Consider the following 23519-nt stretch of genomic DNA (forward strand, 5'->3'; position numbering starts at 1 on the left):
CACCCCTTCACTCCCCCGGTTCGCGCCGGATTTTCGCCTGGCGGCGATTGCGGTCGTTCAGTATCTGGTGCCGGCGATGGTCGGTCAGCTTCTTCCAGTCACGCGCCTCGTCGCGCGTGCGCAGGCAGCCGACACAAAAGCCCGTCCGGCCGTCGAACGCGCACAGTTCGATACAGGGTGATTTCACGGCCACGGTCAGGCCGCCTTCGCAGGCGTCATCACTTCGACGGTCACGTGCGACACGCCGTCGAAACCCTCGATCAGCGCGTGGTAGAAACGCGCGTCGCGCACCGTCTCGACGGTCTCGACCGACACGATCGCACTCATGTGGCCCGGGCCGACACGCCACACGTGAAGATCGTTGACCTTGTCGCCCAGCGCCTCGATCGCATCACGTATGCGCGCCGCCAGTTTGCGATCCACGTTGACGTCGAGCAGGATGCCGCCGGTATCGCGCATCAGCCCGTACGACCAGTTCGTGATCACGAGCGCGCCGACAATGCCCGCGACGGGGTCCATCCAGACCCAGCCGAATGCACGTGCGAGCAGCAGGCCGACGATGGCCAGCACCGACACGGCCGCGTCGGCGATCACGTGAACGTAGGCCGACCGGATGTTGTGGTCGCGATGGGCTGCCGTGTGCGAACCGTGACCGTGATGCGCATGATGATCATCGTCGTGGTCGTGCCCATGATGATGACCGTGCCCATGCCCGTGGTGATGGCCGCCGCTCAGCAGCCACACGCTGGCGAGGTTCACCGCGAGCCCCAGCACGGCAATCGGAATCGCTTCGCCGAAATGAATGGGCACGGGCGCCAGCAGACGCGCAACGGCCTCGTAGCCGATCAGGATCGCGATCATCGCGAGCACGATCGCGCTCGTGAAGCCGGCCAGGTCGCCCAGCTTGCCGGTGCCGAACACGAAGCGCGGATCGTCGGCATGCTTGCGCGCATAGGTATAGGCCAGCGCGGCGATCAGCATCGCGCCCGCGTGCGTCGACATGTGCAACCCGTCGGCGACGAGCGCGAGCGACCCGAACAGCGTGCCGCCGACGATCTCGGCCACCATCATTGCCGAGCACAGGCCGATGACCATCCACGTCCTGCGTTCGTTCTGCTCGTGCGCCGCACCGAGGAAGATATGGTCGTGCCCCGCGCCGAACGCGTCATCCCGGAAAGCGTTCATGTCCTGCCTCGATTACTTGAAATAGCTGTGCACCACGTCGATCAGCTGCTCGGTCGCGCTGCCTTCGTGTGCGTCAGGTTCGTGCGCATCGACCAGATGCTCGCGAATGTGGTCTTCCAGCACGACGGCCAGCAGCCCGTTCATCGCGCCGCGACAACTCGTGATCAATTGCAGGACCTCGTTGCAGCCGCGCTCCTCCCCGAGCGCGCGCTCGATGGCCTCGACCTGGCCCTTGATCCGGCGCACGCGGTTCAGCAGCTTCTGTTTTTCACGAACGGTATGGCTCATCGACGACGGGCTCCTGAATAGGGAGGGGGAGTATATATCCGGAAGAGTTCCCGTATAGGAGAGAGGGGTATATTTTTTCGAGATGAAGGCTTGTCGAAAGCAACCCGCTCGGCTAGACTGCCCTTCGTCTTTGGGGAGTAGCCTGCTTTCCGTCTCCGGAAAGCGAACGCGTCAACACACTCGGCCTGCGGCCGTGGCGCGTTCAGCCTGATCGGCCTGGCGAGACCATCGGCACATCGCGTCGTTCCTGGTCGGACGTCGGCGGATGTGCCATGGTTCGTCAACGTCCGACCACGGAGTCCCCATGTTCCCCGCCGCCCTCTCCCCGCGTTTCGCCGCCGTCCCCGTCCGCACGCATGCCTGCGGAGGTGCTGCATGACGTTCATGTTCGTCGAACTGGCGGTCATGCTGATCGTCATCCTCGTCGCCGCCGAGGTCTTCACCAATGCGCTCGAACATCTCGGCGAACGCCTGAAGATTTCCGAAGGCGTCACCGGTTCGCTGTTCGCCGCCGTCGGCACCGCGCTGCCCGAAACGATGGTGCCGCTGCTCGCGCTCGCCGGCGGCACGGCGAACCCGGCCGTGAACGAGGAGATCGGTGTCGGCGCGATTCTCGGCGCGCCGCTGATGCTCGCCACGCTCACCACGTTCCTGATGACGCTCGCGGTGATCCGCTCGCGCGGGCCGCGCGGCACGATCGCGCCCGAACGGACGGGTTTCGTGCGCGACCTGAACTACTTTCTCGCCGCGTTCTCGCTGGCCACCGCCGCGATGTTCGTCCCGCATCACAACAGCGCCGTGCGCGCGCTGCTCGCCGCGATGCTGGTCGGGATCTACGTGATGTATGTCGTGATGACGTTCCGTGCGTCGAACCAGCTCGTCGATGCCGGGCATGGCACCGAGGCGCCGCACAAGATGTTCCTGTCGCGCCTGGGCGTGCCGACCAATCTTGCGACCATCGCGCTGCAGCTGCTCATCGGCGTCGCGCTGCTGGTCGGCGGGGCGAAGGGTTTCATTCACGGCGTGGAAGGCGTGTCGCACGTGCTCGGCGTATCGGCCCTGCTGCTGTCGCTGATCATCGTGCCAATCGCGACGGAGTTGCCCGAGAAGGTCAACAGCGTGCTGTGGATCCGCCGCGGGAAGGACACGCTCGCGTTCGGCAACATCACCGGCGCGATGGTGTTCCAGGGCACGCTGCTGCCGGCGATCGGCATCATGCTGACGCCGTGGGAGCCGCGCCTCGAAGTGCTGACCGGCGTGATCGTCACGCTCGCGGCGGCCGCATGGCTGCGCGTCAACGCGCGCACGCGCGGGCTCGTGATCTGGGCGTTGCTGGCGAACGGCGCGGGCTACGCAGCCTATCTGTTCCTGACACTGGCCCGGTGACCCGGCTCACCCGGTACGGGCACGCTGCCCCGGTGCGAACGATGCACCGCCGCGCCGCGTGCCCGCGAGCGGTTCAGATGCGCGTCTGGTTCACACGCTGCGACAGCTGTTCGGCGCTTTCCTTGCGCTCGCTGTACCGGTCCGTCAGGTACGCGCCGACGTCCCGCGTGAGCAGCGTGAACTTGACCAGTTCCTCCATGACGTCGACGACCCGGTCGAAATACGCGGACGGCTTCATCCTGTCGTCGTCGCCGAACTCCATGAACGCCTTCGCGACGGACGACTGGTTCGGAATGGTCAGCATGCGCATCCAGCGCCCGAGCACCCGCATCTGGTTGACCGCGTTGAACGATTGCGATCCGCCGCTGACCTGCATGACCGCCAGCGTCTTGCCCTGCGTCGGCCGTACCGCGCCGACCGACAGCGGAATCCAGTCGATCTGCGCTTTCATCACGCCGGTCATCGCGCCGTGCCGCTCGGGGGAACACCACACCATGCCCTCCGACCATTGCACGAGCTCGCGCAACTCCGCCACCTTCGGGTGATGCTCGGGTGCATCGTCGGGCAACGGCAAGCCGGACGGATTGAAGATCCGGACATCGGCGCCCATGGCCGTCAGCAGCCGCGCCGCCTCCTCGACCAGCAGCCGGCTGAACGAACGCGCGCGCAACGAACCGTAGAGCAGCGCGATGCGTGGCGGATGCGTCGACGGGCGCGCGGGTTGCAGTTGGCTCGCATCCGGCACGCGAAACAGCGCGGCGTCGAGTTGCGGCAGATCGTTCAGGCGGTCAGACACGCTTGCCCTCCGCATCGATCACGATTTCGCCGTCTTCCTTCGCAAATGGCCCGTTCTGCGGATCGGGCAGGATATCGAGCACCCGTTCGGACGGGCGACACAGCCGCGTGCCGAGCGGGGTGACGACGATCGGGCGATTGATCAGGAGCGGATGCGCGACCATGAAGCCGATCAGATCGTCGTCGCTCCATTTCGGGTTGTCGAGATCGAGCGCGTCATACGGTGTGCCCTTGCGACGCAGCACGTCGCGAACGGGGATGCCCATCGCCGCGATCAGCGCGCGCAACTCCGCTTGCCCGGGCGGCGTGTCGAGGTACAGCACGACGCGCGGTTCGACGCCGCTGTTGCGTATCATCGCCAGCGTATTGCGCGACGTGCCGCAATCGGGGTTGTGATAGATCGTGATGTCGGTCATTTCCGGAATCCTGAATGGTTTCACGTGCGCTCGTACCAGCCCTTCGAACGGTTGACGACGCGCACGACGAGCAGCATGACCGGCACCTCGATGAGCACGCCGACGACGGTCGCGAGCGCCGCGCCCGAGTGGAAGCCGAACAGGCTGATGGCAGCCGCCACGGCCAGCTCGAAAAAGTTGGACGCGCCGATCAGCGCCGACGGGCACGCGATGCTGTGTTTCTCGCCGACGACGCGATTGAGCCCATAGGCGAGCGCCGCGTTGAAGAACACCTGGATCAGGATCGGCACCGCGAGCAGCGCGATCACCAGCGGCTGCTTCAGGATCGCCTCGCCCTGGAACGCGAACAGCAGCACCAGCGTGGCCAGCAGCGCGGCGATGGACCAGGGGCCGATCTTCGCCATCGCGCGGTCGAACGCCGCCTGCCCCCTGGCGAGCAACAGCCTGCGCCACGCTTGCGCGAGGATCACCGGGATGACGATATAGAGCACGACCGACGTGAGCAGCGTCGCCCATGGCACCGTGATGGCGGACATCCCCAGCAGCAGGCCGACGAGCGGCGCGAAAGCGATCACCATGATGCTGTCGTTCAGCGCGACCTGCGACAGCGTGAACAACGGATCGCCGCCGGTCAGCCGGCTCCACACGAACACCATCGCCGTGCACGGCGCGGCGGCCAGCAGGATCAGGCCGGCGATATAACTGTCGATCTGGTCGGCCGGCAGCATCGGCGCGAACAACTGCCGGATGAACAGCCAGCCGAGCAAGGCCATCGAAAACGGCTTGACGAGCCAGTTCACGACGAGCGTGACGCCGATCCCCCGCACGTGCTGGCGAACCTCATGCAACGCGCCGAAGTCGACCTTGACGAGCATCGGCACGATCATCACCCAGATCAACAACCCGACGGGCAGGTTGACCTGAGCGTATTCCAGGCGGCCGATGCGCTGAAAGAGCCCCGGCAGTGCCAGCCCCAGCGCGATGCCGAGCACGATGCACAGCGCCACCCAGACGGTCAGATAGCGCTCGAATGATCCGATGGCGGGCCTGGCCGCCGCGGCTTGCGACGGGGCCGCGTTCGAGCCGCTCATGTGCGATCCCCGCAGCAGGCCGGCGCCGTCGGCACGCCGCACGCAGCGCCGGCGCAGCAGTTTTCGGTCAGGAACCCGATGAGGCCGCTCATCGATTCGAAGTTCGCCGCGTAATAGATGAACCGGCCGTCCTGACGCGCGGTGACCAGCTCCGCATGCGACAAATCCTTCAGATGAAACGACAGGCTCGATGGCGACAGCCCGATCTGCTGGGCGATCGCACCGGCTGGCAGCCCTTGCGGCCCGGCGACGACCAGCGCGCGAAAGATGGCCAGGCGCGCTTCATGAGCAAGCGCGCCCAGGGCGCGCACGACGAGATTGGAGTCCATGGCGCGAAGGATAGCGTCTTCATTTCCATATTTCAAGAATTGTTGAAATGAAGGTGCCGAGCCCCCGTCGAACGGCATAGCCGGGCTGCCCCCAACGCCGCGCATCGCCGAACGCCGCCGCGCGAGCCGCATCCGGCCCGACATGCGCGGCGCCGGTGCGGCCGCCGCCCCGGTTCACGGATCGGCGAGGCACCGGCGTGCCGTCAGGTCAGGACGCCTTCACGAGCTTGACGATCGTCAGCGTGCCGTCGACCTTCTCGATCCGCACCTTGACCTTGTCGCCCGCATGCGCGTGCTCGAGCATCGCCGCGTCCTTCGCCTTGAACGCCATCGTCATCGGGGGCATCCCGACGTTGTCGAGCGCGCCGTGCTTCAGCGTGATCCGGCCGCTCGCGGCATCGACCTTCTTCACTTCGGCATCGGTCAGCGCGGCGTTCGACTCGGCCGCACTGCCCGACGACATCTTCATGCCCGGCATGTCCATGCCGGCCATGTCGCCGGCGGCGAAGGCCGGCGCGGTGAAAGCGCCGGTCGCGAGAACGGCTGCGGTGGTGGTGACAGTGATCCACTTCTTCATCGTGATTCTCCGGTTGGGATGGATGGCACGTTCGTGCCGTGAGGTACTGCATCGGAATGCCGCACGCGGCCCGTGCTTCGCGCATGACGGCGCTGAAGCAGGAGCCAGGCGGCGGGAATGACGAACATCGACAGCAGCGGCGCCGTGACCATGCCGCCGACCATCGGCGCGGCAATGCGCTGCATCACTTCGGAGCCGGCGCCGTGCCCGACCATGATCGGCACGAGGCCGGCGAGCACGACGGCGACCGTCATCGCCTTCGGCCGCACGCGCAGCACCGCGCCTTCGCGGATCGCGTCGAGCAGCAGCGCGTCGGTCAGCGGTTCGCCTGCATCGAGCCGGCGCTGCAGCGCGCCCTTCAGGTACAGCAGCATCACGACGCCGAATTCGGCGGCCACGCCCGCGAGCGCGATGAAACCCACCGACGTCGCGACGGACACCGCATGGCCGAGCGCCCACACGAGCCAGAAGCCGCCGACCAGCGCGAACGGCACCGTCGACATCAGCAGCAGCGCATCGGCCGCCGAGCCGAACGTGAGAAACAGCAGCACGAAGATCACCACGAGCGTGACCGGCACGACGGTGCGCAGCCTGGCCGCCGCGCGTTCGAGATACTCGAACTGCCCCGACCACGCGATCGAATAGCCGGGCGGCAACGCGACCTGTTGCGCGACGGCCTGCTGCATCGCGCGCACGGCGCTCTGCAGATCGGTGCCGCGAATGTCGACGTACACGTAGCCGGAGAGTCGCGCGTTCTCGCTGCGGATCATCGGCGGCCCGTCGGCGATCGCGATGCGCGCGACGTCGCCGAGGCGGATCTGCGCGCCGCGCGCGGTAACGACCGGCAGTTGTCGCAGGTTCTCGACCGAATCGCGGATCTCGCGCGGGTAGCGGAGGTTGATCGGAAAGCGCTCGCGCCCCGCGATCACTTCGCCGACGTCGTCGCCGCCGACCGCCGAAGACACGACCGACTGGATGTCGGCCACCGACAATCCGTAGCGCGCGGCGGCAAGCCGGTCGATATCGACGTCGATATAGCGGCCGCCGTTCAGCCGTTCCGCAAGCGCGGACGTCACGCCCGGCACGCGCTTCACCGCGGCCTCGACCTGCTTCGCGATCGCGTCGATCCCGGCCAGGTCCGGCCCGGAAATCTTCACGCCGACCGGCGTCTTGATGCCGGTGGACAGCATGTCGAGCCGGTTGCGGATCGGCGGCACCCACACGTTCGACAGGCCCGGCACCTTCACCGTGCGGTCGAGTTCGTCGACGAGCTTCTCCGGCGTCATGCCGGGCCGCCATGCGCTGCGCGGCTTGAAGCGGATCGTCGTTTCGAACATCTCGAGCGGCGCGGGATCGGTCGCGGTATCGGCGCGGCCCGACTTGCCGAACACCGTGTCGACCTCGGGCACGGTCTTGATCAGCCGGTCGGTCTGCTGCAGCAGCTCGCTCGCCTTGTCGGCGGAGAGGCCCGGCAGCGCGGTCGGCATGTACAGCAGATCGCCTTCGTCGAGCGGCGGCATGAATTCGCCGCCGAGCCGCGACAACGGTACGGCCGTCAGTCCGAGCGCGACGACCGCGACGCCGATCGCGGCCCACGGCCGCCGGAGCGTCGCTTCGAGCAGCGGCCGGTACACGCGGATCAGCACGCGGTTGATCGGGTTCGCGTGCTCGTGCGGAATGCGGCCGCGCACGAGATAACCCATCAGCACCGGCACCAGCGTCACCGACAGCCCGGCGGCGGCGGCGATCGTGTAGGTCTTCGTGAACGCCAGCGGCGCGAACAGCTTGCCTTCCTGCCCTTCCAGCGAAAACACCGGGATGAACGACAACGTGATGATCAGCAGCGAGAAGAACAGCGCGGGCCCGACCTCCGCGGCCGACGTCGCGACGAGTTCCCATCGTCGCGCGGCCGTGACCGGTTCGCCGGGATGCGCGTGGTCGTACGCCTCGAGATGCTTGTGCGCGTTCTCGATCATCACGATCGCCGCGTCGATCATCGCGCCGATCGCGATCGCGATCCCGCCGAGCGACATCAGGTTCGCGTTGACGCCCTGGTAGCGCATCATGATGAACGCGGCCAGCACGCCGAGCGGCAGCGACAGGATCGCGACGAACGCGCTGCGCAGATGGAACAGGAACACCGCGCAGACGATGCCGACGATGACGAATTCCTCGATCAGCTTGTCCTTCAGGTTGCCCACCGCGCGCTCGATCAGTTGCGAGCGGTCGTAGGTCGTGACGATCTCGACGCCCGGCGGCAGCGAACGCTTCAGGTCGGCCAGCTTCGCCTTCACCGCGTCGATCGTCGTGAGCGCGTTCTTGCCCGAGCGCATCACGACGACCCCGCCCGTCACCTCGCCCTGCCCGTTCAGCTCCGCGATCCCGCGCCGCATCGCGGGGCCGACCTGGATGCGCGCGACGTCGCCGAGCAGCACCGGCGTGCCGGCGTCGTTCGTGCGCAGCACCACGTGCCGGAAATCGTCGAGCGTGCGCAGGTAGCCGGTCGAGCGCACCATGTACTCCGACTCGGCCAGCTCGACGACCGAGCCGCCGGACGCCTGGTTCGCGTTGCCGAGCGCAGTCGCGATTTCCGCCTGCGTGATGCCGTACGCGCGCAGCCTGTCCGGATCGAGCACGACCTGGTACTGCTGCACCATGCCGCCGATGCTCGCGACTTCCGAGACGTCCGGCACGGCCTTCAGCTCGAACTTCAGGAACCAGTCGTTGAGCGCGCGCAGTTGCCCGGGATCGTGACGGCCGGTGCGATCGACGAGCGCGTACTCGTACACCCAGCCGACGCCGGTCGCATCCGGCCCGAGCGACACGGTCGCGCCGGCCGGCAGCCGGCTCTGCACCTGGCTCAGGTATTCGAGCACGCGCGAGCGCGCCCAGTACGGATCGGTGCGGTCGTCGAACAGCACGTAGACGAACGCGTCGCCGAACGACGAGTACGCGCGGACGGTTTTCGCACCGGGCACGCCCAGCAGCGTGGTCGTCAACGGATAGGTCACCTGGTCCTCGACGATCTGCGGCGCCTTGCCCGGATACGACGCCTTCACGATCACCTGCGTGTCCGACAGATCGGGCAACGCGTCGAGCGGCGTCTGCCCGACGGAGTGGACGCCCCACGCGGCGATCAGCACGGTGGCCAGCAGCACGAGGAAGCGGTTGTGGACCGACCAGCGAATGATGCGCGCGATCATCGTTCGCCTCCCTGCGGCTCGACCTTCGTCAGGCGATAACCGTCGTCGGTCTGCGTGAACGCGAAACGCACCGTCTGGCCCGGCTTCACGCCAGGGAACGCGGCGGCCGACGGCTTGCCGAACGTCATCGTCATCGCGCCCCAGCCGAGCGCCGGCACGGGCTGATGCGAGAACGTGATGTCGTCTGCCGTGACCTGTTCGACCTTGCCGGTGGTTTCGTAGATCGGGGCCGCTGCTTTCGGCGCCGGCTCGGCAGTCACCGCCGCCCCGCTTGCGCCGGGGTCGCTCCGCAGCCTCGGCAGCACGCTCTTCAGGCTCGCCTCCGAATCGATCAGGAACTGCCCCGATGCAACGACCGTATCGCCTTCGTTCAACCCGTCGAGCACTTCCGTGTCGCCGCCGATGTCGTTGCCGGTCGTCACCTGCACCGGCTGGAGCCGGCCGTCGCCGTTCTTCACGATGACGATCGTGCGCTTGCCGGTCGCGATCACCGCTTCGGACGGCACGAGCAGGCGCGACACGCTCGCCTTCCCGGCGACCCGCACGCGCATCAGCATGCCGGGCGTGAGCTTCAGCGCGGCGTTGTCGATCTCCACGCGTGCCTGCAGCGTGCGGCTGCTCGTGCTGATGCCGGGCAGCACTTCGCGGATGCGCCCGGTGAAACGCTGTGCCGGGTCGCCCGCGAACGTCGCATCGACCGGCATCCCCGGCTGCACGTTCAGCGCGAGCGCTTCCGGCACCTCGACGATGAGCCACAGCGTCGACAGCCCCGCAATCTTCGCCAGCGTCTGTCCGGGCGCGACCATCGCGCCGTCCCGCACGTTCAGCTCGCTGACGACGCCGGTTTCCGGCGCGCTCAGCACGACGTGCGTCTGCGCGCGGCCGGTGCGATCGAGGCTCGCGATCATCCCGTCGGGAATCGACAGCGCCCGCATCCGCGCGCGCGATGCATCGAGCAGGCTGCCGTCCATCCCGCCGCGCCTGAGTGCGAGGTATTCCTCCTGCGGCGCGAGCCAGTCAGGCACGAACAGCGACGCCACCGGCGCGCCCTTCGCGATGCGCTGCATCGGTGCACGCGCATAGAGGCGATCGATGTAGCCGGTGACGCGCGACTGGACGACCTCCGCGCGCGATTCGTCGAACTGCGTGGTGCCCACCGCGTCGAATCCGGCCGCCGTCTGCTGACGGCGCACGGTCGCATAACGGATGCCGAGATTCTGCTGCAGGCCCGGATCGATCCGGATACCGGACGCGCCGCCGCCCTCGTCCGCATAGACGGGCTGCAACTGCATGTCCATGAATGGCGACTTGCCCGGCTTGTCGAAGTGCTGGTTCGGCACCATCGGGTCGTGCCAGTACAGCACCTTGCGGCCCGTGTTCGGGTCGGTCTTGCCGGCAGGTGCGGCGCCGGGCACTACGGACGATGCGGCCGATGCGCCGCCCGCCGCATGGCGCATGCCTGCGACGTAACCGGCACCGAGCAGCGCCGCGGCGGCAAACGCCAACAGCACCGCGCGCGCCAGGGATGGCTTTTTCATGAGGTTCTCCTTCACTGCGCGGCGGCCATCGTCGACGGCACGACCTGATATTCGAGCTGCGCCCAGGTCTGCGACACGTCGCGCCTGAGATCGAGCACCTGCAACTGCGCGTCGAGTTGCGCGCGCCGCGCGGCGAACGTGTCGGCGAGTGAACCCGTGCCCGCCCGGTAGGCGGCATCGGCCAGCTGCACGCGCTGGTCGGCGGCGGGCAACAGCGACGTACTCAGGTTCGCGATGCGTTCGCGGCCGCTCGCGAGCGTTTCGGACTGCGTGCGGATATCGGCCTGCACCTGGCGCAGCGTGTCCTCGTACATCAGGCGCGCCTTCGTCGCCAGTTCGGCCTTCTCGGCGACATCACGGTTCTGGCGGTTCTTGCGATTGAGCGGTAACGGAATCGTGACGCCGACGGACACCATGTTCGAATACGCGCCGCCGCGCTGCTGGTACGCGACTTCCCACGTCCAGTTCGGGCGGCGTTCGCTGTTCGCGACGGCAGTGTCGGCTTCGGCGACGGCGATATCGTCGGCGGCCGTGATCAGCGCCGGCTGCGATACGCGCAGCTCGTCCGGCGGCAACGACGACACGAACGATTCCGGCGCGGGCGGCGTGCCCGTGACGTCCGACGCCTGCACGGCGGTCCAGCGCGACAACGCGATGAGCGCGGTCTGGTAGACCTGCCGCGCTTTCAGCCATTGATCCTGCGTCTGCGCGAGCATGGCCCGCGCCTGGACGACATCGGCCGCACTCGCCTTCGCGCCGCGATACGACGCCTTCGTCGCGTCGAGTTCATGGTTCATGTAATCGAGCAATGCCTGCTGCAGCGCGAGCGCCTGCTTCGCGTAGACGGCGTTCAGCCACGCCGTTGCGGTTTGCTGGCGTACGCTCGCGAGCTGTGCGAGATAGCCGGCGCGCTCGCGCCCGACCTGCTCGTTGGCCAGTGCCGAGCGCAGGCGCCGCTTGTCGCCGGACACCCACTCCTGCTCGATGCCGATGCGGCGCATCGTCATGAAGTCCTGGCCGACGGTGAAGCGCTGGCCGCCATTGACCGGCAGGTTGTCGATGCCGGCCTTGAGCATCGGGTCGGGCAGCTGGCCGGCCTTCACGGCCGCTTCCGCGCTGGCGCGCACCGAAGCCTGGGCGGCCTGCATCGACGCGGAATGATCGGTGGCGGACTGCAGCGCGGCGTCCAGCGTAAAAGGCGGTTGCTGCGCGTGAGCCGCGCCCGCAACCAGCAGCGCCGCCCAAAGCATGGGCGCGCGCCGGCGCGCACGCCGCGCAAGCGGCGTGCCGAAATGGAATGACATGGTTTAACCCCAACGGCGGAACCCCACGGGGATTCCACGTCCTGCGCACAGGACGAACCTCACCGCGAATGCGGCGAACCTATCGGATCGGGATCAGCTGATGCGTGGAGGGCGCCACAACCCGTTCGGATCGCGGACCGGGAGGATTTGCGCGTAGTGGAAGGCAACGATGCTGGCGAATGCAGCGGGACGACTGACTTCGGCGCGAGCGGCCGGATGATAGAGACTGCCGAACTGGCATTGCGCCGTCAGCTTGCAGGACAGGCCCTTCGCTTTCGCGTGGGCCTTGCCGGTGGACGACGACTGCATCGAATCGCAACCCGGCATGTCGGCGGACATGCCGGCGTCCATGTCCATGTCCATCGACATGCCCTGCTGCATCATCGGGCATTCCCCGGCCAGGCCGCTGGCTGCCAGCCCGCTGATGGGCAGCACCGCGCAGAGCAGCAGCAGGATGACGGTCCGGAGGAATTTCATGCGGGCGATTATAGCGCGGGGTTTTGCTGTGTGGCGGCGCATCGATACGGCGGAACGACGCGCCGTAGCCCCACCCATCGCCCCCCACCGCACGCTACCGCGCCAACGCGTCGGCCTCCAGCACGGCGCGCACCGCCGGCCGCGCACGCACCCGCTCGTACCATGCACGCAGATGCGCATACCGGGTCAGGTCGATATCCGCGTTGTACACCGACCGCATCCAGTCGGCCTTGCCCCAGCCGGTCAGCGCGAACAGGTAGGCATCGGCAACGGTGAACGTGTCGCCGGTCAGGAATGCCTTGCCGTCGAGCTGGCGGTCGATCCATGCAAAACGGCTGTCGAGCTTCGTTCTCGCCGGATCGACGTATTTCCCCGCCTGCACCGCGTACAGCAGCGGAATGAACCCCTTGTGGATCTCGGTGCCGAGAAAATTGAGCCATTCCATCAGCCGGTAGCGCGCGAGCGTGCCGTACGCAGGCGCGAGCGCGGCGTCCGGGCGCAGATCCGCGAGATACTGCGCGATCACAGGGCCTTCGCGCAGCAGCGTGCCGTCGTCGAGTTCGAGCAGCGGCACGTAGCCGAGTTCGGTCACATCGTAGTAATTGCGCCCGTCTTCAATGACGTGCTTGCGTGCGTCGACCTTGATGACCTCCGCGTCGATGCCGCCTTCGCGCAGCACGATGCAGATGGCCTGCGAACAGCTTCCGGGAGCGTGATAGAGCTTCATGCGTTTCCTTCGTGGGTTGTCCATGTATCGATTCGCCGCGACGCGGGCGCTAATATCTCGCATCGGCGCATCGCCGGGAAGACGGCAGTCGTTTGTGCCGTAGTCACAAAAAATTTACCGACCAGGATTCAGCACGATGAAAACGAGTGCGACCGGATGTTCCGTTGAAGAAGCGATGCGCCTGCTCGGCGGCCGCTGGCGGCTGCTGCTGGTGTCGTATCTGCTCGACGGGCCGCGACGCTTCAGCGACCTGCGCCGCGACATGCCCGGCATCTCGCAGCGCATGCTGACGCTCGACCTGCGCGCACTCGAAGACGCCGGGCTCGTGCGGCGCACCGTCTATCCGGAAGTGCCGGTGCGGGTCGAGTACGACCTGACCGCCGACGGCGACCGGCTGCGGCCCGTCGTCGAGGTCATGCGCGAATTCGGGCTGTGGCTGAAGGCGCGCGATGCCGCTGCGTCGTGCGACACCGGCGCGACGCCCGGCGCGGCGGCAGCGATCGGAACGGTCCTTCATTCGAACCGATAACCCCTACCACCCTTACGCAGGAACCCGTTCATGGAACTTCACGCCACCGTCGGCGCGGCGACGTCCGATCTCGACGACGACGAAAGCTTCGCCAACATCTACTGTCACGACGCCGAGCAGGACTATTGCTTCGCGCTGTCGCGCTTTCCGGACGACACGCTGATCGAAGTGATGGTGCGCGACCAGATCACCTGGCGCGTCAAGGATCTGTCGGTGAGGCTGACGGACGACACGATCGACATCGAGATCGAACCCGGCATCGCCGCGCGACTCGACGGCCAGACGCGCTACGTGATCCATCTCGCGCCCGGCCAGTACGATCCGGTCACGCTGCGCGCCGCGCTGAAGGAAATCTTCGCGGGGAAGAGCGGGTTTCAGGACGACAGCACGCGCGCTTAACGGCTCAACCGCACCGTCATCGTCGCCTTCGCGAGGGCCTGGTAGTGAGCGGTATAGCCGACGACCGCAGGCGTCGCGTCACGCTCGACCGGCAGCTTCGCCACCTTGAGCGCGGTCAGCGTGATGACGTAGCGATGGGTGTCGCCCTGCGGCGGGCATGGGCCCAGATAGCCGACATGGCCGGTGTCGTTCTTCATCGGGACGGCACCCGCCGGCAGTCCGGCAACGTCATTGCCCGAACCGGGCGCGATGCCATGTGCCGACGCCGGTATGTCGGCGACGACCCAGTGCCAGAAGCCGGAGCCCGTCGGTGCGTCGGCATCGAACATCGTCAGCAGGTAGCTTTGCGTGCCCTCCGGAACACCGCTCCACCGTATGGAGGGCGAAATGTTCTGACCGTGACAGCCGAAGCTGTCCGATACCTGCGCGCGACCAAACGCGCCGCCGGCAAGCTCCGCGCTTTCGATCGAGAAATCGCCCGCCCGTGCCGTACCGGCAGCGAGCATCGCAACGCAAAGGGCGAAACCGGGCTTGAATATCGTCATCGTCACCTCACCAGCAAGCAGGAATGGAACGGACATTCTTGCAATCGCGCCGGCCCCGAACAAGGCAAGCAAAGGTACCGGTATCGCGACTACCCGGCAATGTCCGGCCATGCCGGCCCCGCTCGCGGAAAGCGCCGGATGCCGGTACATTGGCGGCAAACGGAAGTCCGGGCCGACCGCTTCCATCCTCATTCACGCCCTTCATGCCTGATCTGACCATGACGCGCCCTTCACGACTGCGCTCGCTGCTCCACGGCTCCATGCTGTTCGTCGCCTGCGCATCGATCGCGCCCGCCGCGCAAGCGGCCAAACCGCTGCTCACATTCAAGGTCGACGACACCGTCACGGCCCGCGTCGAACGGGCGGACAACGAGCACATTACCGTGCGCTTCCTGCCGAGCGGCAAGACGCAGACGCTCGACGTGACCGCCGCCGATGAGGAAGGCCGCTATCACCTCGCGTCGGACGACTACAACTTCGATGGCCACCGCGATCTCGCAATGCACGCGACGCTCGGCATGGTGAACGATGGCTACGGCATCTACCTGTACGACACCGCGCGCCAGCAGTTCGAGCCGTTGCGGATGCCGGCGAGCGACATGCCGCACGGCAATTGCGACGGGCTGGTCAACGTCCAGGCGAAGCCGAAGGAGCGCACGCTGTACAGCTCGTGCCGCGGCGGCCCGATCTGGTACACCGATGCGTATCGCTTCGACGGCAGCGGAAGGATGTACCTGTACCAGTCGAGCGAAGCGATACCGGACGAGCTGCGCGACCTGCTCGACACCGACAACGGCCCGTCGTCGATGCTGTTGACCTACGACGCGCAAGGCAAGCGCGTCGCGCGCCGCCCCGACGCCTATGGCGGCGGCACCGTCGCGTTCAAGGTGCGCCCGGCGCGCCTGCCGCTGCACGATGCGATGACCGATGCGCCCACGCGCCGCTATGTCGTCGCGGGCGACACGGTGGAGGTGATCGACGCGAGCGCCGATTTCCAGTGGCTGAAGGTGCGATATCGCAACCCGCATGCGGGGGCGGTGCAGGGCTGTGTCAGTGCGAAGGAGGCGATGGGCAACTGATGCAAGCGGCGGCCTATTCGACACGCCTTCCCACATATTGAACGCAGAACATCCCATTAATATGGATACCTGCCCAAATGTTGACGCGCTTCCCGCCGCGGCTCTAACGTTCGCCCCAACGCCATTCGATTCGGTCGCCCCGCTCGCGGGCGACGGCCGGGCACAGAACACAGGAGACAACCGTGGCCCAATCCGCGTCACGCACCCACTCGAACCCGCCGGATCAATTGCCCGCCCACGCCGGCATCGCATCCGGTTCAACCGCCCGCGCGGCCGCCGCGCAGGCGGCGCCGCCCAGCCGCAAGCGCCTGCTGATCCTCGCGCTGCTGTTCATCACGGTCGTGATCAACTATCTCGACCGCAGCAACCTGTCGATCGCCGCGCCCGCGCTGTTCAAGGAACTGAACATCGATCCGGTGCGCGCGGGCCTCGTGTTTTCCGCGTTCGGCTGGACCTATGCGCTGATGCAAGTGCCTGGCGGCTGGCTCGTCGACAAGGTGTCGCCGCGCGTACTGTATGCCGGCGCGCTCGCGCTGTGGTCGGCCGCGACGTTGCTGCTCGGCTTCGCCGGTTCGTTCGTCGGGCTGGTCGTGCTGCGTCTCGCGGTGGGCGCGCTCGAAGCGCCGGCCTACCCGATCAACAACCGCGTGGTGACGACGTGGTTCCCGACCCGCGAGCGCGCGAGCGCGATCGGCGGCTACACGTCGGGCCAGTTCGTCGGGCTCGCGTTCCTCACGCCGGTGCTCGCGTGGCTGCAGGTGCATCTGGGCTGGCACATGGTGTTCGTCGCGACCGGCCTCGCCGGCATCGCATGGGCCGCGATCTGGTATGCGGTGTATCGCGAGCCGCGCGCGTTTCGCGGCGTCAACGCGGCCGAGATCGCGCTGATCCGCGACGGCGGCGGTCTCGTCGATCTCGAAGACCGCATCGCGGCGCGCACCGAACGCGCACCGTCGACGTGGCGCGACCTCGGCGTCGTGCTCGGCCGGCGCAAGCTGTGGGGCATCTATCTCGGCCAGTTCGCACTGAACTCGACGCTGTGGTTCTTCCTCACGTGGTTCCCGACCTACCTCGTCAAGTATCGAGGAATGGACTTCATCAAGTCGGGCTTCCTCGCGTCGCTGCCGTTCCTCGCCGCGTTCGTCGGCGTGCTGTGCTCGGGCGTGCTGTCGGACTGGCTGATGCGTCGCGGCGCGTCACAGGGCTTCGCGCGCAAGCTGCCGATCATCTCGGGGCTGCTGATCTCGACCTGCATCATCGGCGCGAACTACGTCACGTCGACCGGCTGGGTGATCGCGTTCATGACGATCGCGTTCTTCGGCAACGGCTTCGCGTCGATCACGTGGTCGCTCGTGTCGGGGCTCGCGCCCGCGCGGCTGATCGGCCTCACGGGCGGCGTGTTCAACCTGATCGGCAACCTGTCCGCGATCGCGACGCCGATCGTGATCGGGCTGCTCGTGAACGGCGCGGACTTCTCGCGCGCGATCACCTATATCGCCGCGATGGCACTCGCGGGCAGCCTGTCATACGGTTTGCTCGTCGGCAAGGTCGAACGCATCGACGCATGAGCCTCGCGAGGGCGGCACACGCGTGCCGCCCTGCCTTGCCGCCGCCCGCGTGCCGCGTCAGAACCGCTGAAACCCGTCGTGCGCGAGATCGTGCGGATTGCCCGCCGCGTAGTCGAGTGCGCACGCGTCGGTATCGATGCCGACGGTCAGCAGCGTCTCCCAGCGCTCGGTGTCGGGCATCGACGGATCGGCGTGGAAACACACGACGGCCTGATCGCCGGCCGCACCGCACATTGCCGCCGCGCGCTCGCGCACATCGGCGCTCGTCATCCCGTTCACGACTTCGTTCAGGTACGCGAAGCGTTCGCGCGTGGTCGAGCTGTCGGGCATGCACTCGCCGCCGCTCAGCGCGCGATCGAGGAAGTGGTTCGTATGCAGCAGCCAGCCGTCCGGGCGCGGCACCACCATGCCGATTCCCGACGGGCTCAGCTCGATGCTCGCCGCGCGCGGGTTCGCGTCATGCCGCGTAAACACGGTCAGCACCGTGGACGCGCTCACGCGCGCGGACCGGGCGAGCTCGATCGCCTCCTGCACCGTCGTCGCATCCTCGAGCAGGCGCCGCGCGATCGCGTGCACGGGCACACCGGCGCTGTCGTTGTCGCTCGCGTGATGCAGGATGTTGAAGTGCAGCCCGAGCCCCGCGCTGTTCACGCCGAGCTTCGCGAGCATCCCGAACTCGGAGAACAGCTTGACGGTGCGGCCATGCGGCGTCGCGAACCGCATCAGCAGCCCCTGCGGCGCGAGGCTGTCGTGCCAGTCCCACGTCTGCAGCGTGCGCGGCGCGTGCGGGCCGGCCGGTGCGTAGACGGTCGTCGAGCACTCGCCTTCGGCCGACGCGGGCGCGGTCGCGAGAATCTCGGTGCGTGCGTTCAGGCACGCGAGCTGCCAGCGCGGCAGGTCGACGCCGTCGGCGATCGCCTCGACTTCGGCGGCCAGGCGCGGGCACCACGCACCGAGCGCGGCCAGGCTCGCTTCGCCGATCTCCCGCGCGCGCTGCGGCTCGATGCCGAGCTTCGGGAAGAACGCGAGGTAAAGCGCGACCGTCTCGCGAATCTCGGCGGCGAAACGCGCGCCGATCAGGCGGCCGCGCTCGTGCGGATCGGTGAGGTCGGTCACGAAGGTGTGCAGCTTCAAGGTCAAATCTCCTGAGTTGAATGCGTGCCGGGCAAGCGCGGCCCGGAACGTGATGCATGGCGCAGCCGGTCGGCCGGCATTTGCACCGGCCGGAACGGCGAGACCAGTCAGAACGGTCAGAACGAATAGATGAACTGCATCCCGGCCAGGTCGTTGCTGCGCGCGTACGTGCCGTTGCTCTTCAGGAACACCGGATGGTTCGCCGCGTCGTGGCGATACTCGAGCTTCACGGTGATCTGCTGCGTCGGATAGAACAGCAGGTCGGCCGTGATCGCGTAACGCTGCGCGCCCTTGCACTCGGTGCCGTTCGTCGACGAACCCTGGAAGCACGCCGGATCGATGCCGAAGCCGCTCGACCCGTTCACCGACGGATTGCCGCCCGCGAGCCCGTACTGGATGTTCGTGCCGCCGCCGCCGTTCGACGTGTTGTTCAGGTAGTCGAAGCGCAGCGTCGCGCCCATGCGGCCGACCCACGCCTGCGTCCACTTCGTATGGCCGAGCAGCGACATCCCGTACCAGCGTGCGGTGCCGCCGTTCCACGCGCCCTTCTGCAGCTCGCCGTAGTCGACCTGCGCGTTGACCTGCGTCTTGTCGTGCGTATAGGTCACGTCGGCTTCCACGTACTTGTAGAGGCCGGTCGGCGACGAGCCGTTGCACTGGTAGCCGTAACCGCCCGCCGTCGCGCACGGCGAGAACAGCGACTGCCGGCCCAGCATCCCGGAAACGCCGAAGTCGAAGGCGGTCGACGTCGCGTTGTCGAAGCGCGCGGTGATCGTCGGCGTCCAGTTGGTCTTCGTCGTGTTGTTCGCCGCGTTCGCGATCGCGCCGGCGGTGCGCAACACCTCGTTGCCGATCACGACCTGCCAGAAGCGCGTCATCGCCGCGTTGGAGCCCTTCAGGCCGACGCCGATCAGGTTGCCCGGTTCGCTGAAGTCGTACAGCAGCCCGTGCGTGAGCGTCAGCATCTGGGTCGACGGCTGCACCTCGTAGCCGGCGAGGCTCGGCATCATCCCGATCTCGAAAGTGCGCGTCGTGCTGAGGGGCACGGTCACCACGGCCTGCGTGACGATGTTGTTGCCGACGCCGCCGTGCGAATTGCTGAACACGTTGCCGAAGCCGCGGTTCGGCTGGATCACGACCTCCGCCGACGGCGCCATCGGGCCGACGCCGAAGGTCTTCTTGATGTCGAGGTAGACGTCGCCGATCGTGCTGTTGAAGTAGTCGTACGCGCCCGGATCGTGGTTGAGGAACTGGAACCCGGACGTGCGCTGCGCGCGGTTGAACAGGTACACGGGATCGACGTAGCCGGTGATGCTCAGGCCCGCGAGCGGGCCGGTCGTCGCGGCTTCCTGCAGCGAGTCGACCTTCAGCGATGCGTTCGCGATCTGCTCGCGCATCTGCTGCAGGTCGTCGTTCGTGAACGCCGGTGCGGAATCGGCGGCCGGCGCGGCGGCGGCGGCCGTGTTGATCGAACCGATCCTTGCGCCGCTCGATGTTGCGGTGGCGACGCTGGCTGCGTTGGCGGCCGGCGCCGCGCCGGGCGCCTGCGCGGCCAGCATGCTCGCGCGCAGCGCGTTCACCTGCTGCTGCAGCGCGGTGACCTGCGCCTGCAGCGCCTTCATCCTGCTCGCATCGGTCGCCTGCGGCGTGTGCGCGAATGCCGTGGCCGCGTCGAACGCGAGCAGACACAGCGCCGTCATGTGTTTGAGTTTCATGTTCTGGGTGGTCGTCGGGACGAGCGCGCCCCCGCCCGCCGCGATCAGCGGCGGGGCGCGCGAAAGGTGTGCGGGAAGCGGGGAAGCGGCGGCCGGCTTACTCGGTCTTCAGCTTCGTCCAGAGGCGGTTCTGCAGACGCATCAGCTCAGGCGGAACCGGCTTGCTGAGGCTCAGCTTGCGGATCACGTCGGCGGGCGGGAACACGGCCGGATCGCTCGTCACTTCGGCGCGCACGAGGCGCTTCGACGACGGCACGGCCGACGGGTACGACGTGTCGTTGGTCAGGTTCGCGCTCTCCTTCTCCGACAGCACGAAGTTGACGAACTTCAGCGCGGCGTCCGGGTGCGGTGCATCCTTCGGCACGGCCATCATGTCGAACCACATCGCGCTGCCCTCGGTCGGGATCACGTACTTGATGTGATATGGCTTCTTCGCGGAAGCGGCCGCGATCCGCGCGGAGTTCACGTCGCCCGACCAGCCGAGCGCGAGGCAGATGTCGCCGCCCGCGAGATCGTTGATGTAGCTGCTCGAATTGAACTGCGTGATGTACGGACGCACCGACTTCAGCAGCTCGTACGCGGCCTGGTAGTCGGCCGGGTTCGTCGTGTTCGGGTCTTTCTTCAGGTAGACGAACGCCATCCCGAACGCATCGACCGGCGAATCGAGCACCGACACGCCGCAGTGCTTCAGCTTCTGCGCATACTTCGGGTCGAACAGCAGCGCCCAGCTGTCGAGCGGCGCGTCGTTGCCGAGCGCGGCCTTCACCTTCTCGACGTTCATCCCGAGCCCGTCGGTGCCCCAGGTCCACGGAATGCCGTACTGGTTGCCCGGATCGTCCTTCGCGAGCGCCTTCAGGATTTCCGGATCGAGCAGCCCGTAGTTCGGCACCTGGCTCTTGTCGATCTTGCGGAAGATGCCGGCCTGCAGCTGCCGCGCCCAGAAGATGTCGGACGGCACGACGACGTCGTAACCCGACGTGCCCGACAGCAGCTTCGCCTGCAACGTCTCGTTCGAATCGAACTCCTGGTAGACGACCTTGATACCGGTCGCCTTCTCGAAGTTCGCGATCGTCGCCTTGCCGATCGAGTTGCCCCAGTTGTACACGTTGACGACGTCCGCCGCGTGCGCAACCGGCGCGCCGGCCCACAGCATGCCGCCCAGCGCGAGCGCCGCGCATGCCGTTCCCAGATGCCTGCTCCAATCCCCTGCCATGGTTTCCTCCGTCGATATCATGATCCGCTCGCAATGAACGGTGTGTGCTTCGGTCCGGAAAAATGTAGCCAGAGGAAATTGGCCGGTCTGCCCTGCCAATAGGGGGACACGCCGCACAATCGGCGCATCCGGTTCCGGCCGGATGCGCCGAGCCGCAAAAACGAAAGCATCCCGAAAGATTCCGTCGCCGCTTCGTCAGCCGGGATACCCGTTCAGGACGCCTGCATACCCGTGCGCGCGCCGAAATCGTCGCCCAAGTGCGTGATGCGGCCGCCCATCATCGTCAGCCCGACGTCGATGCGGCCGATGTCGTACTGGCCGACCTCGAACAGGTCGTTCTCGAGCACGACGAGATCCGCGCGCTTGCCGGGCGTCAGCGAGCCGACCTCGTGCTCCATCCCGAGCTGGTACGCGCCGTGGATCGTGTACGCCGCGATCAGTTGCGGAATGCTCAGGCGCTCGGCGATGTCCGGGAACACCGGCGCATCGGGCTCGCCCGCGAGCTGGCGCGTATGGCCCGACTCGATGTGTTCGAGCGGCTTGTGCTGGCAGCGGCACTGGCATGCGAGGCCGTCCATGCCGATCGACACCGTCACGCCTTCGTCGAGGAACGTGCGGAACTTGTACATGCTGCTCCAGCGCTCGTGGCCGTAGTGGTCGCGCAGCTGCTCGGTGTACGCGTCGACCACGCCCCACTGCAGCTGCGTGTTCGCCATCACGCCCGCGCGGCGGAAGCGCGGGATGTCGTCCGGATGCGTGAGGAACGCGTGCGTGATCACGTGGCGGCGGTCGCGCGGCGGGTTCGTGCGGTTCACCGCGTCGAAGCCGTCGAGCGCCATCCGCACGGCCGCGTCGCCGACGCAATGGACCATCACGTTCGCATTCGCGCGATCGGCCTCGACCAGATAGCGGTTGAACGTGTCGGCCGGCATCGTCGGCGCACCGCAGGTGTCCGGGCGGTCCGCGTACGGTTCGAGCAGGTACGCGGTGTGGTTCGCCTCGGTGCCGTCGAGGAACAGCTTCAATGCGCGCGCCTTCACGAGCGGCGAATCGTACTGCTCGCGATACCGGACGAGCGTGCCGACCGGGTCGTCGATCTCGCCGATCACCGCGACGCTGCCGACCACCCGCAGCTTCAGGTCGCCCGCGCGCTCCATCGTCTGCAGCGTCTCGTACAGCAGCGACTGGTCGCCGCTCGCGTCGAAGAAGCCCGCGTCGAACACGGTCGTCACGCCGGCTGCGCACAGCTTCTTCTGCCACGGCGGGATCGATTTCAGGTACAGGTCGATGCCGGTCGGCAGCAGGCCGGCCGCGCTGATCCGCTGCATCAGCAGCGAGTACGCGGCGCCGTCGACGATCAGGCCGGTCGGCTCGCCGGTCGCCGCGTCCTTCTCGAACCAGCTCGCGCCTTCCTGCACGGGCGGCGTCGACGCGTCGATGCCGGCGATCTCCAGCGCCTTCGAGTTCACCCACATCGTATGGAAATCGGTCGACAGCAGGCACACGGGGCGATCCGCGCAGATCGCGTCGAGCGTCTCCTTGCGCAGCAGCGCCGGCGGAATCGTCGCCTGCACCCAGCCCATCCCGGTGATCGCCGGCTCGTCCGGATGCGATTCGACGTACGCGCGCAGCGCGCCGAGCACCTTCTGCGGATCCTCGTCGTTCACGAACGCCTGGAACGCGAACGCGGTCGTCTCGAAGTGCCAGTGCGATTCGACGAAGCCCGGCAGCAGGAGCCGGCCGGCCGCGTCGACGACCTTCGTCCGCGCGCCGACGTACGCCTGCACGGCCGCCGTGTCGCCGACATGGACGATCCGGCCGTCGCGCACGGCGACGGCCTGCGCCCAGGGCTTGTGCGGATCGACGGTATAGACCTTCGCGTTGGTCAGAACGAAATCCGCCGGCGTCGTGGCGGCGTGCGTCGGTTGCATCTGCATGGCCTGTCCTTTCTGGTCATCAGGTTTTCGAAGTGCTTTCACTATAGGCAGACGATTCGCGCCGGTATGCCCCCCCGTCGCCGG

General features: G+C 67.2%; 23 protein-coding genes and 1 riboswitch. Of the genes, 5 read left to right on the forward strand and 18 right to left on the reverse strand.

What is annotated here, in order from left to right:
* Positions 1–7: 7 nt before the first annotated feature.
* Genes ABY44_RS06015 through ABY44_RS06025 form a run of 3 tightly spaced genes read right to left on the reverse strand, consistent with a single transcriptional unit; the run spans position 8 to position 1473 of the window.
* Complete coding sequence (locus ABY44_RS06015; protein WP_021159996.1) at positions 8–193, reverse strand: DUF1289 domain-containing protein; 186 nt, start codon at positions 191–193, stop codon at positions 8–10.
* Positions 194–195: 2 nt separating this feature from the next.
* Complete coding sequence (dmeF, locus tag ABY44_RS06020; RefSeq protein WP_060171622.1) at positions 196–1185, reverse strand: CDF family Co(II)/Ni(II) efflux transporter DmeF; 990 nt, start codon at positions 1183–1185, stop codon at positions 196–198.
* 12 nt (positions 1186–1197) lie between these two features.
* Entirely contained in the window at positions 1198–1473 is a 276-nt protein-coding gene (locus tag ABY44_RS06025; RefSeq protein ID WP_021159994.1) for a metal/formaldehyde-sensitive transcriptional repressor, read from the reverse strand.
* A gap of 120 nt (positions 1474–1593) precedes the next feature.
* A riboswitch (yybP-ykoY riboswitch) is annotated at positions 1594–1768 on the forward strand.
* Between the two features lie 80 nt (positions 1769–1848).
* Between ABY44_RS06025 and ABY44_RS06030 the strand changes: the two genes are divergently transcribed.
* The gene (locus ABY44_RS06030) at positions 1849–2859 is read left to right on the forward strand and encodes a sodium:calcium antiporter (protein ID WP_060171624.1); all 1011 of its coding nucleotides are present in this window, start codon (positions 1849–1851) and stop codon (positions 2857–2859) included.
* A gap of 73 nt (positions 2860–2932) precedes the next feature.
* Here ABY44_RS06030 and arsH read toward each other — a convergent pair whose 3' ends face one another.
* From arsH to gstA, 10 genes are all read right to left on the reverse strand, one after another.
* Positions 2933–3670, reverse strand: coding sequence for an arsenical resistance protein ArsH (gene arsH / locus ABY44_RS06035; RefSeq protein WP_081072722.1), 738 nt, complete (start codon positions 3668–3670; stop codon positions 2933–2935).
* Positions 3648–4070 carry an arsenate reductase (glutaredoxin) gene (gene arsC, locus ABY44_RS06040; RefSeq protein ID WP_060171627.1) on the reverse strand — a complete coding sequence of 141 codons (423 nt, stop codon included), beginning with the start codon at positions 4068–4070 and terminating at the stop codon, positions 3648–3650. Before arsC ends, arsH begins: the two co-directional genes overlap by 23 nt.
* 20 nt (positions 4071–4090) lie before the next feature.
* Positions 4091–5161 carry an ACR3 family arsenite efflux transporter gene (arsB, locus tag ABY44_RS06045; RefSeq protein ID WP_060171741.1) on the reverse strand — a complete coding sequence of 357 codons (1071 nt, stop codon included), beginning with the start codon at positions 5159–5161 and terminating at the stop codon, positions 4091–4093.
* Complete coding sequence (locus ABY44_RS06050) at positions 5158–5490, reverse strand: ArsR/SmtB family transcription factor (RefSeq protein WP_060171629.1); 333 nt, start codon at positions 5488–5490, stop codon at positions 5158–5160. Before ABY44_RS06050 ends, arsB begins: the two co-directional genes overlap by 4 nt.
* 208 nt (positions 5491–5698) lie before the next feature.
* Positions 5699–6067 (reverse strand): copper-binding protein, encoded by a 369-nt coding sequence (locus ABY44_RS06055; RefSeq protein WP_027789841.1) that lies wholly within the window; start codon positions 6065–6067, stop codon positions 5699–5701.
* Positions 6064–9270 carry an efflux RND transporter permease subunit gene (locus tag ABY44_RS06060; RefSeq protein ID WP_060171631.1) on the reverse strand — a complete coding sequence of 1069 codons (3207 nt, stop codon included), beginning with the start codon at positions 9268–9270 and terminating at the stop codon, positions 6064–6066. Before ABY44_RS06060 ends, ABY44_RS06055 begins: the two co-directional genes overlap by 4 nt.
* Positions 9267–10808, reverse strand: coding sequence for an efflux RND transporter periplasmic adaptor subunit (locus ABY44_RS06065; protein ID WP_060171633.1), 1542 nt, complete (start codon positions 10806–10808; stop codon positions 9267–9269). The genes ABY44_RS06060 and ABY44_RS06065 overlap by 4 nt, the downstream gene beginning before the upstream one ends.
* Before the next feature lie 11 nt (positions 10809–10819).
* A complete protein-coding gene (locus tag ABY44_RS06070) occupies positions 10820–12112 on the reverse strand; it encodes a TolC family protein (protein ID WP_431640963.1) in 1293 nt (430 codons plus the stop codon).
* 93 nt (positions 12113–12205) lie between these two features.
* Positions 12206–12589 (reverse strand): hypothetical protein, encoded by a 384-nt coding sequence (locus ABY44_RS06075; RefSeq protein ID WP_060171637.1) that lies wholly within the window; start codon positions 12587–12589, stop codon positions 12206–12208.
* 94 nt (positions 12590–12683) lie between these two features.
* Positions 12684–13316 (reverse strand): glutathione transferase GstA, encoded by a 633-nt coding sequence (gene gstA, locus ABY44_RS06080; RefSeq protein WP_060171639.1) that lies wholly within the window; start codon positions 13314–13316, stop codon positions 12684–12686.
* A gap of 136 nt (positions 13317–13452) precedes the next feature.
* Here gstA and ABY44_RS06085 point away from each other — a divergent pair, with 136 nt between their 5' ends.
* Positions 13453–13845, forward strand: coding sequence for a winged helix-turn-helix transcriptional regulator (locus ABY44_RS06085; protein ID WP_060085734.1), 393 nt, complete (start codon positions 13453–13455; stop codon positions 13843–13845).
* A 30-nt stretch (positions 13846–13875) separates the two neighbouring features.
* Positions 13876–14244, forward strand: a complete 369-nt coding sequence (locus ABY44_RS06090) for a hypothetical protein (protein WP_060171641.1) — start codon at positions 13876–13878, stop codon at positions 14242–14244.
* Here the strand turns inward: ABY44_RS06090 and ABY44_RS06095 are convergent.
* Positions 14241–14975, reverse strand: a complete 735-nt coding sequence (locus tag ABY44_RS06095; protein WP_230948794.1) for a YbhB/YbcL family Raf kinase inhibitor-like protein — start codon at positions 14973–14975, stop codon at positions 14241–14243. The two genes, ABY44_RS06090 and ABY44_RS06095, sit on opposite strands and share 4 nt — an antisense overlap.
* A gap of 32 nt (positions 14976–15007) precedes the next feature.
* Here ABY44_RS06095 and ABY44_RS06100 point away from each other — a divergent pair, with 32 nt between their 5' ends.
* Together ABY44_RS06100 and ABY44_RS06105 are read left to right on the forward strand one after the other, a co-directional pair.
* Entirely contained in the window at positions 15008–15868 is an 861-nt protein-coding gene (locus tag ABY44_RS06100) for an XAC2610-related protein (RefSeq protein ID WP_060171643.1), read from the forward strand.
* 182 nt (positions 15869–16050) lie between these two features.
* Positions 16051–17436: an MFS transporter gene (locus tag ABY44_RS06105; RefSeq protein WP_060171645.1), complete on the forward strand. Its 1386-nt coding sequence runs from the start codon at positions 16051–16053 to the stop codon at positions 17434–17436.
* A gap of 57 nt (positions 17437–17493) precedes the next feature.
* Here ABY44_RS06105 and ABY44_RS06110 read toward each other — a convergent pair whose 3' ends face one another.
* The 4 genes from ABY44_RS06110 to ABY44_RS06125 all read right to left on the reverse strand — a co-directional run bounded on the left by ABY44_RS06110 (position 17494) and on the right by ABY44_RS06125 (position 23435).
* A complete protein-coding gene (locus ABY44_RS06110; RefSeq protein ID WP_060171647.1) occupies positions 17494–18570 on the reverse strand; it encodes a C45 family autoproteolytic acyltransferase/hydolase in 1077 nt (358 codons plus the stop codon).
* Between the two features lie 116 nt (positions 18571–18686).
* A complete protein-coding gene (locus tag ABY44_RS06115) occupies positions 18687–20285 on the reverse strand; it encodes a DUF3138 family protein (protein ID WP_060171649.1) in 1599 nt (532 codons plus the stop codon).
* A 97-nt stretch (positions 20286–20382) separates the two neighbouring features.
* Complete coding sequence (locus ABY44_RS06120; protein WP_060171651.1) at positions 20383–21498, reverse strand: polyamine ABC transporter substrate-binding protein; 1116 nt, start codon at positions 21496–21498, stop codon at positions 20383–20385.
* Between the two features lie 212 nt (positions 21499–21710).
* Positions 21711–23435 (reverse strand): amidohydrolase, encoded by a 1725-nt coding sequence (locus ABY44_RS06125; protein ID WP_431640966.1) that lies wholly within the window; start codon positions 23433–23435, stop codon positions 21711–21713.
* Positions 23436–23519 lie beyond the last annotated feature (84 nt).

The organism is Burkholderia sp. ZZQ-2 (genome assembly GCF_050768715.1).
GTDB classification, from domain to species: domain Bacteria; phylum Pseudomonadota; class Gammaproteobacteria; order Burkholderiales; family Burkholderiaceae; genus Burkholderia; species Burkholderia cepacia.

Bases quoted from the DNA above. Each gene is read 5' to 3' on its own strand.
- dmeF (WP_060171622.1), bottom strand. From the start codon at position 1,185: ATGAACGCTTTCCGGGATGACGCGTTCGGCGCGGGGCACGACCATATC.
- ABY44_RS06025 (WP_021159994.1), bottom strand. From the start codon at position 1,473: ATGAGCCATACCGTTCGTGAAAAACAGAAGCTGCTGAACCGCGTGCGC.
- ABY44_RS06030 (WP_060171624.1), top strand. From the start codon at position 1,849: ATGACGTTCATGTTCGTCGAACTGGCGGTCATGCTGATCGTCATCCTC.
- arsH (WP_081072722.1), bottom strand. From the start codon at position 3,670: ATGCGGAGGGCAAGCGTGTCTGACCGCCTGAACGATCTGCCGCAACTC.
- arsC (WP_060171627.1), bottom strand. From the start codon at position 4,070: ATGACCGACATCACGATCTATCACAACCCCGATTGCGGCACGTCGCGC.
- arsB (WP_060171741.1), bottom strand. From the start codon at position 5,161: ATGAGCGGCTCGAACGCGGCCCCGTCGCAAGCCGCGGCGGCCAGGCCC.
- ABY44_RS06050 (WP_060171629.1), bottom strand. From the start codon at position 5,490: ATGGACTCCAATCTCGTCGTGCGCGCCCTGGGCGCGCTTGCTCATGAA.
- ABY44_RS06055 (WP_027789841.1), bottom strand. From the start codon at position 6,067: ATGAAGAAGTGGATCACTGTCACCACCACCGCAGCCGTTCTCGCGACC.
- ABY44_RS06060 (WP_060171631.1), bottom strand. From the start codon at position 9,270: ATGATCGCGCGCATCATTCGCTGGTCGGTCCACAACCGCTTCCTCGTG.
- ABY44_RS06065 (WP_060171633.1), bottom strand. From the start codon at position 10,808: ATGAAAAAGCCATCCCTGGCGCGCGCGGTGCTGTTGGCGTTTGCCGCC.
- ABY44_RS06070 (WP_431640963.1), bottom strand. From the start codon at position 12,112: ATGTCATTCCATTTCGGCACGCCGCTTGCGCGGCGTGCGCGCCGGCGC.
- ABY44_RS06075 (WP_060171637.1), bottom strand. From the start codon at position 12,589: ATGAAATTCCTCCGGACCGTCATCCTGCTGCTGCTCTGCGCGGTGCTG.
- gstA (WP_060171639.1), bottom strand. From the start codon at position 13,316: ATGAAGCTCTATCACGCTCCCGGAAGCTGTTCGCAGGCCATCTGCATC.
- ABY44_RS06085 (WP_060085734.1), top strand. From the start codon at position 13,453: ATGAAAACGAGTGCGACCGGATGTTCCGTTGAAGAAGCGATGCGCCTG.
- ABY44_RS06090 (WP_060171641.1), top strand. From the start codon at position 13,876: ATGGAACTTCACGCCACCGTCGGCGCGGCGACGTCCGATCTCGACGAC.
- ABY44_RS06095 (WP_230948794.1), bottom strand. From the start codon at position 14,975: ATGGAAGCGGTCGGCCCGGACTTCCGTTTGCCGCCAATGTACCGGCAT.
- ABY44_RS06100 (WP_060171643.1), top strand. From the start codon at position 15,008: ATGACGCGCCCTTCACGACTGCGCTCGCTGCTCCACGGCTCCATGCTG.
- ABY44_RS06115 (WP_060171649.1), bottom strand. From the start codon at position 20,285: ATGAAACTCAAACACATGACGGCGCTGTGTCTGCTCGCGTTCGACGCG.
- ABY44_RS06120 (WP_060171651.1), bottom strand. From the start codon at position 21,498: ATGGCAGGGGATTGGAGCAGGCATCTGGGAACGGCATGCGCGGCGCTC.
- ABY44_RS06125 (WP_431640966.1), bottom strand. From the start codon at position 23,435: ATGCAGATGCAACCGACGCACGCCGCCACGACGCCGGCGGATTTCGTT.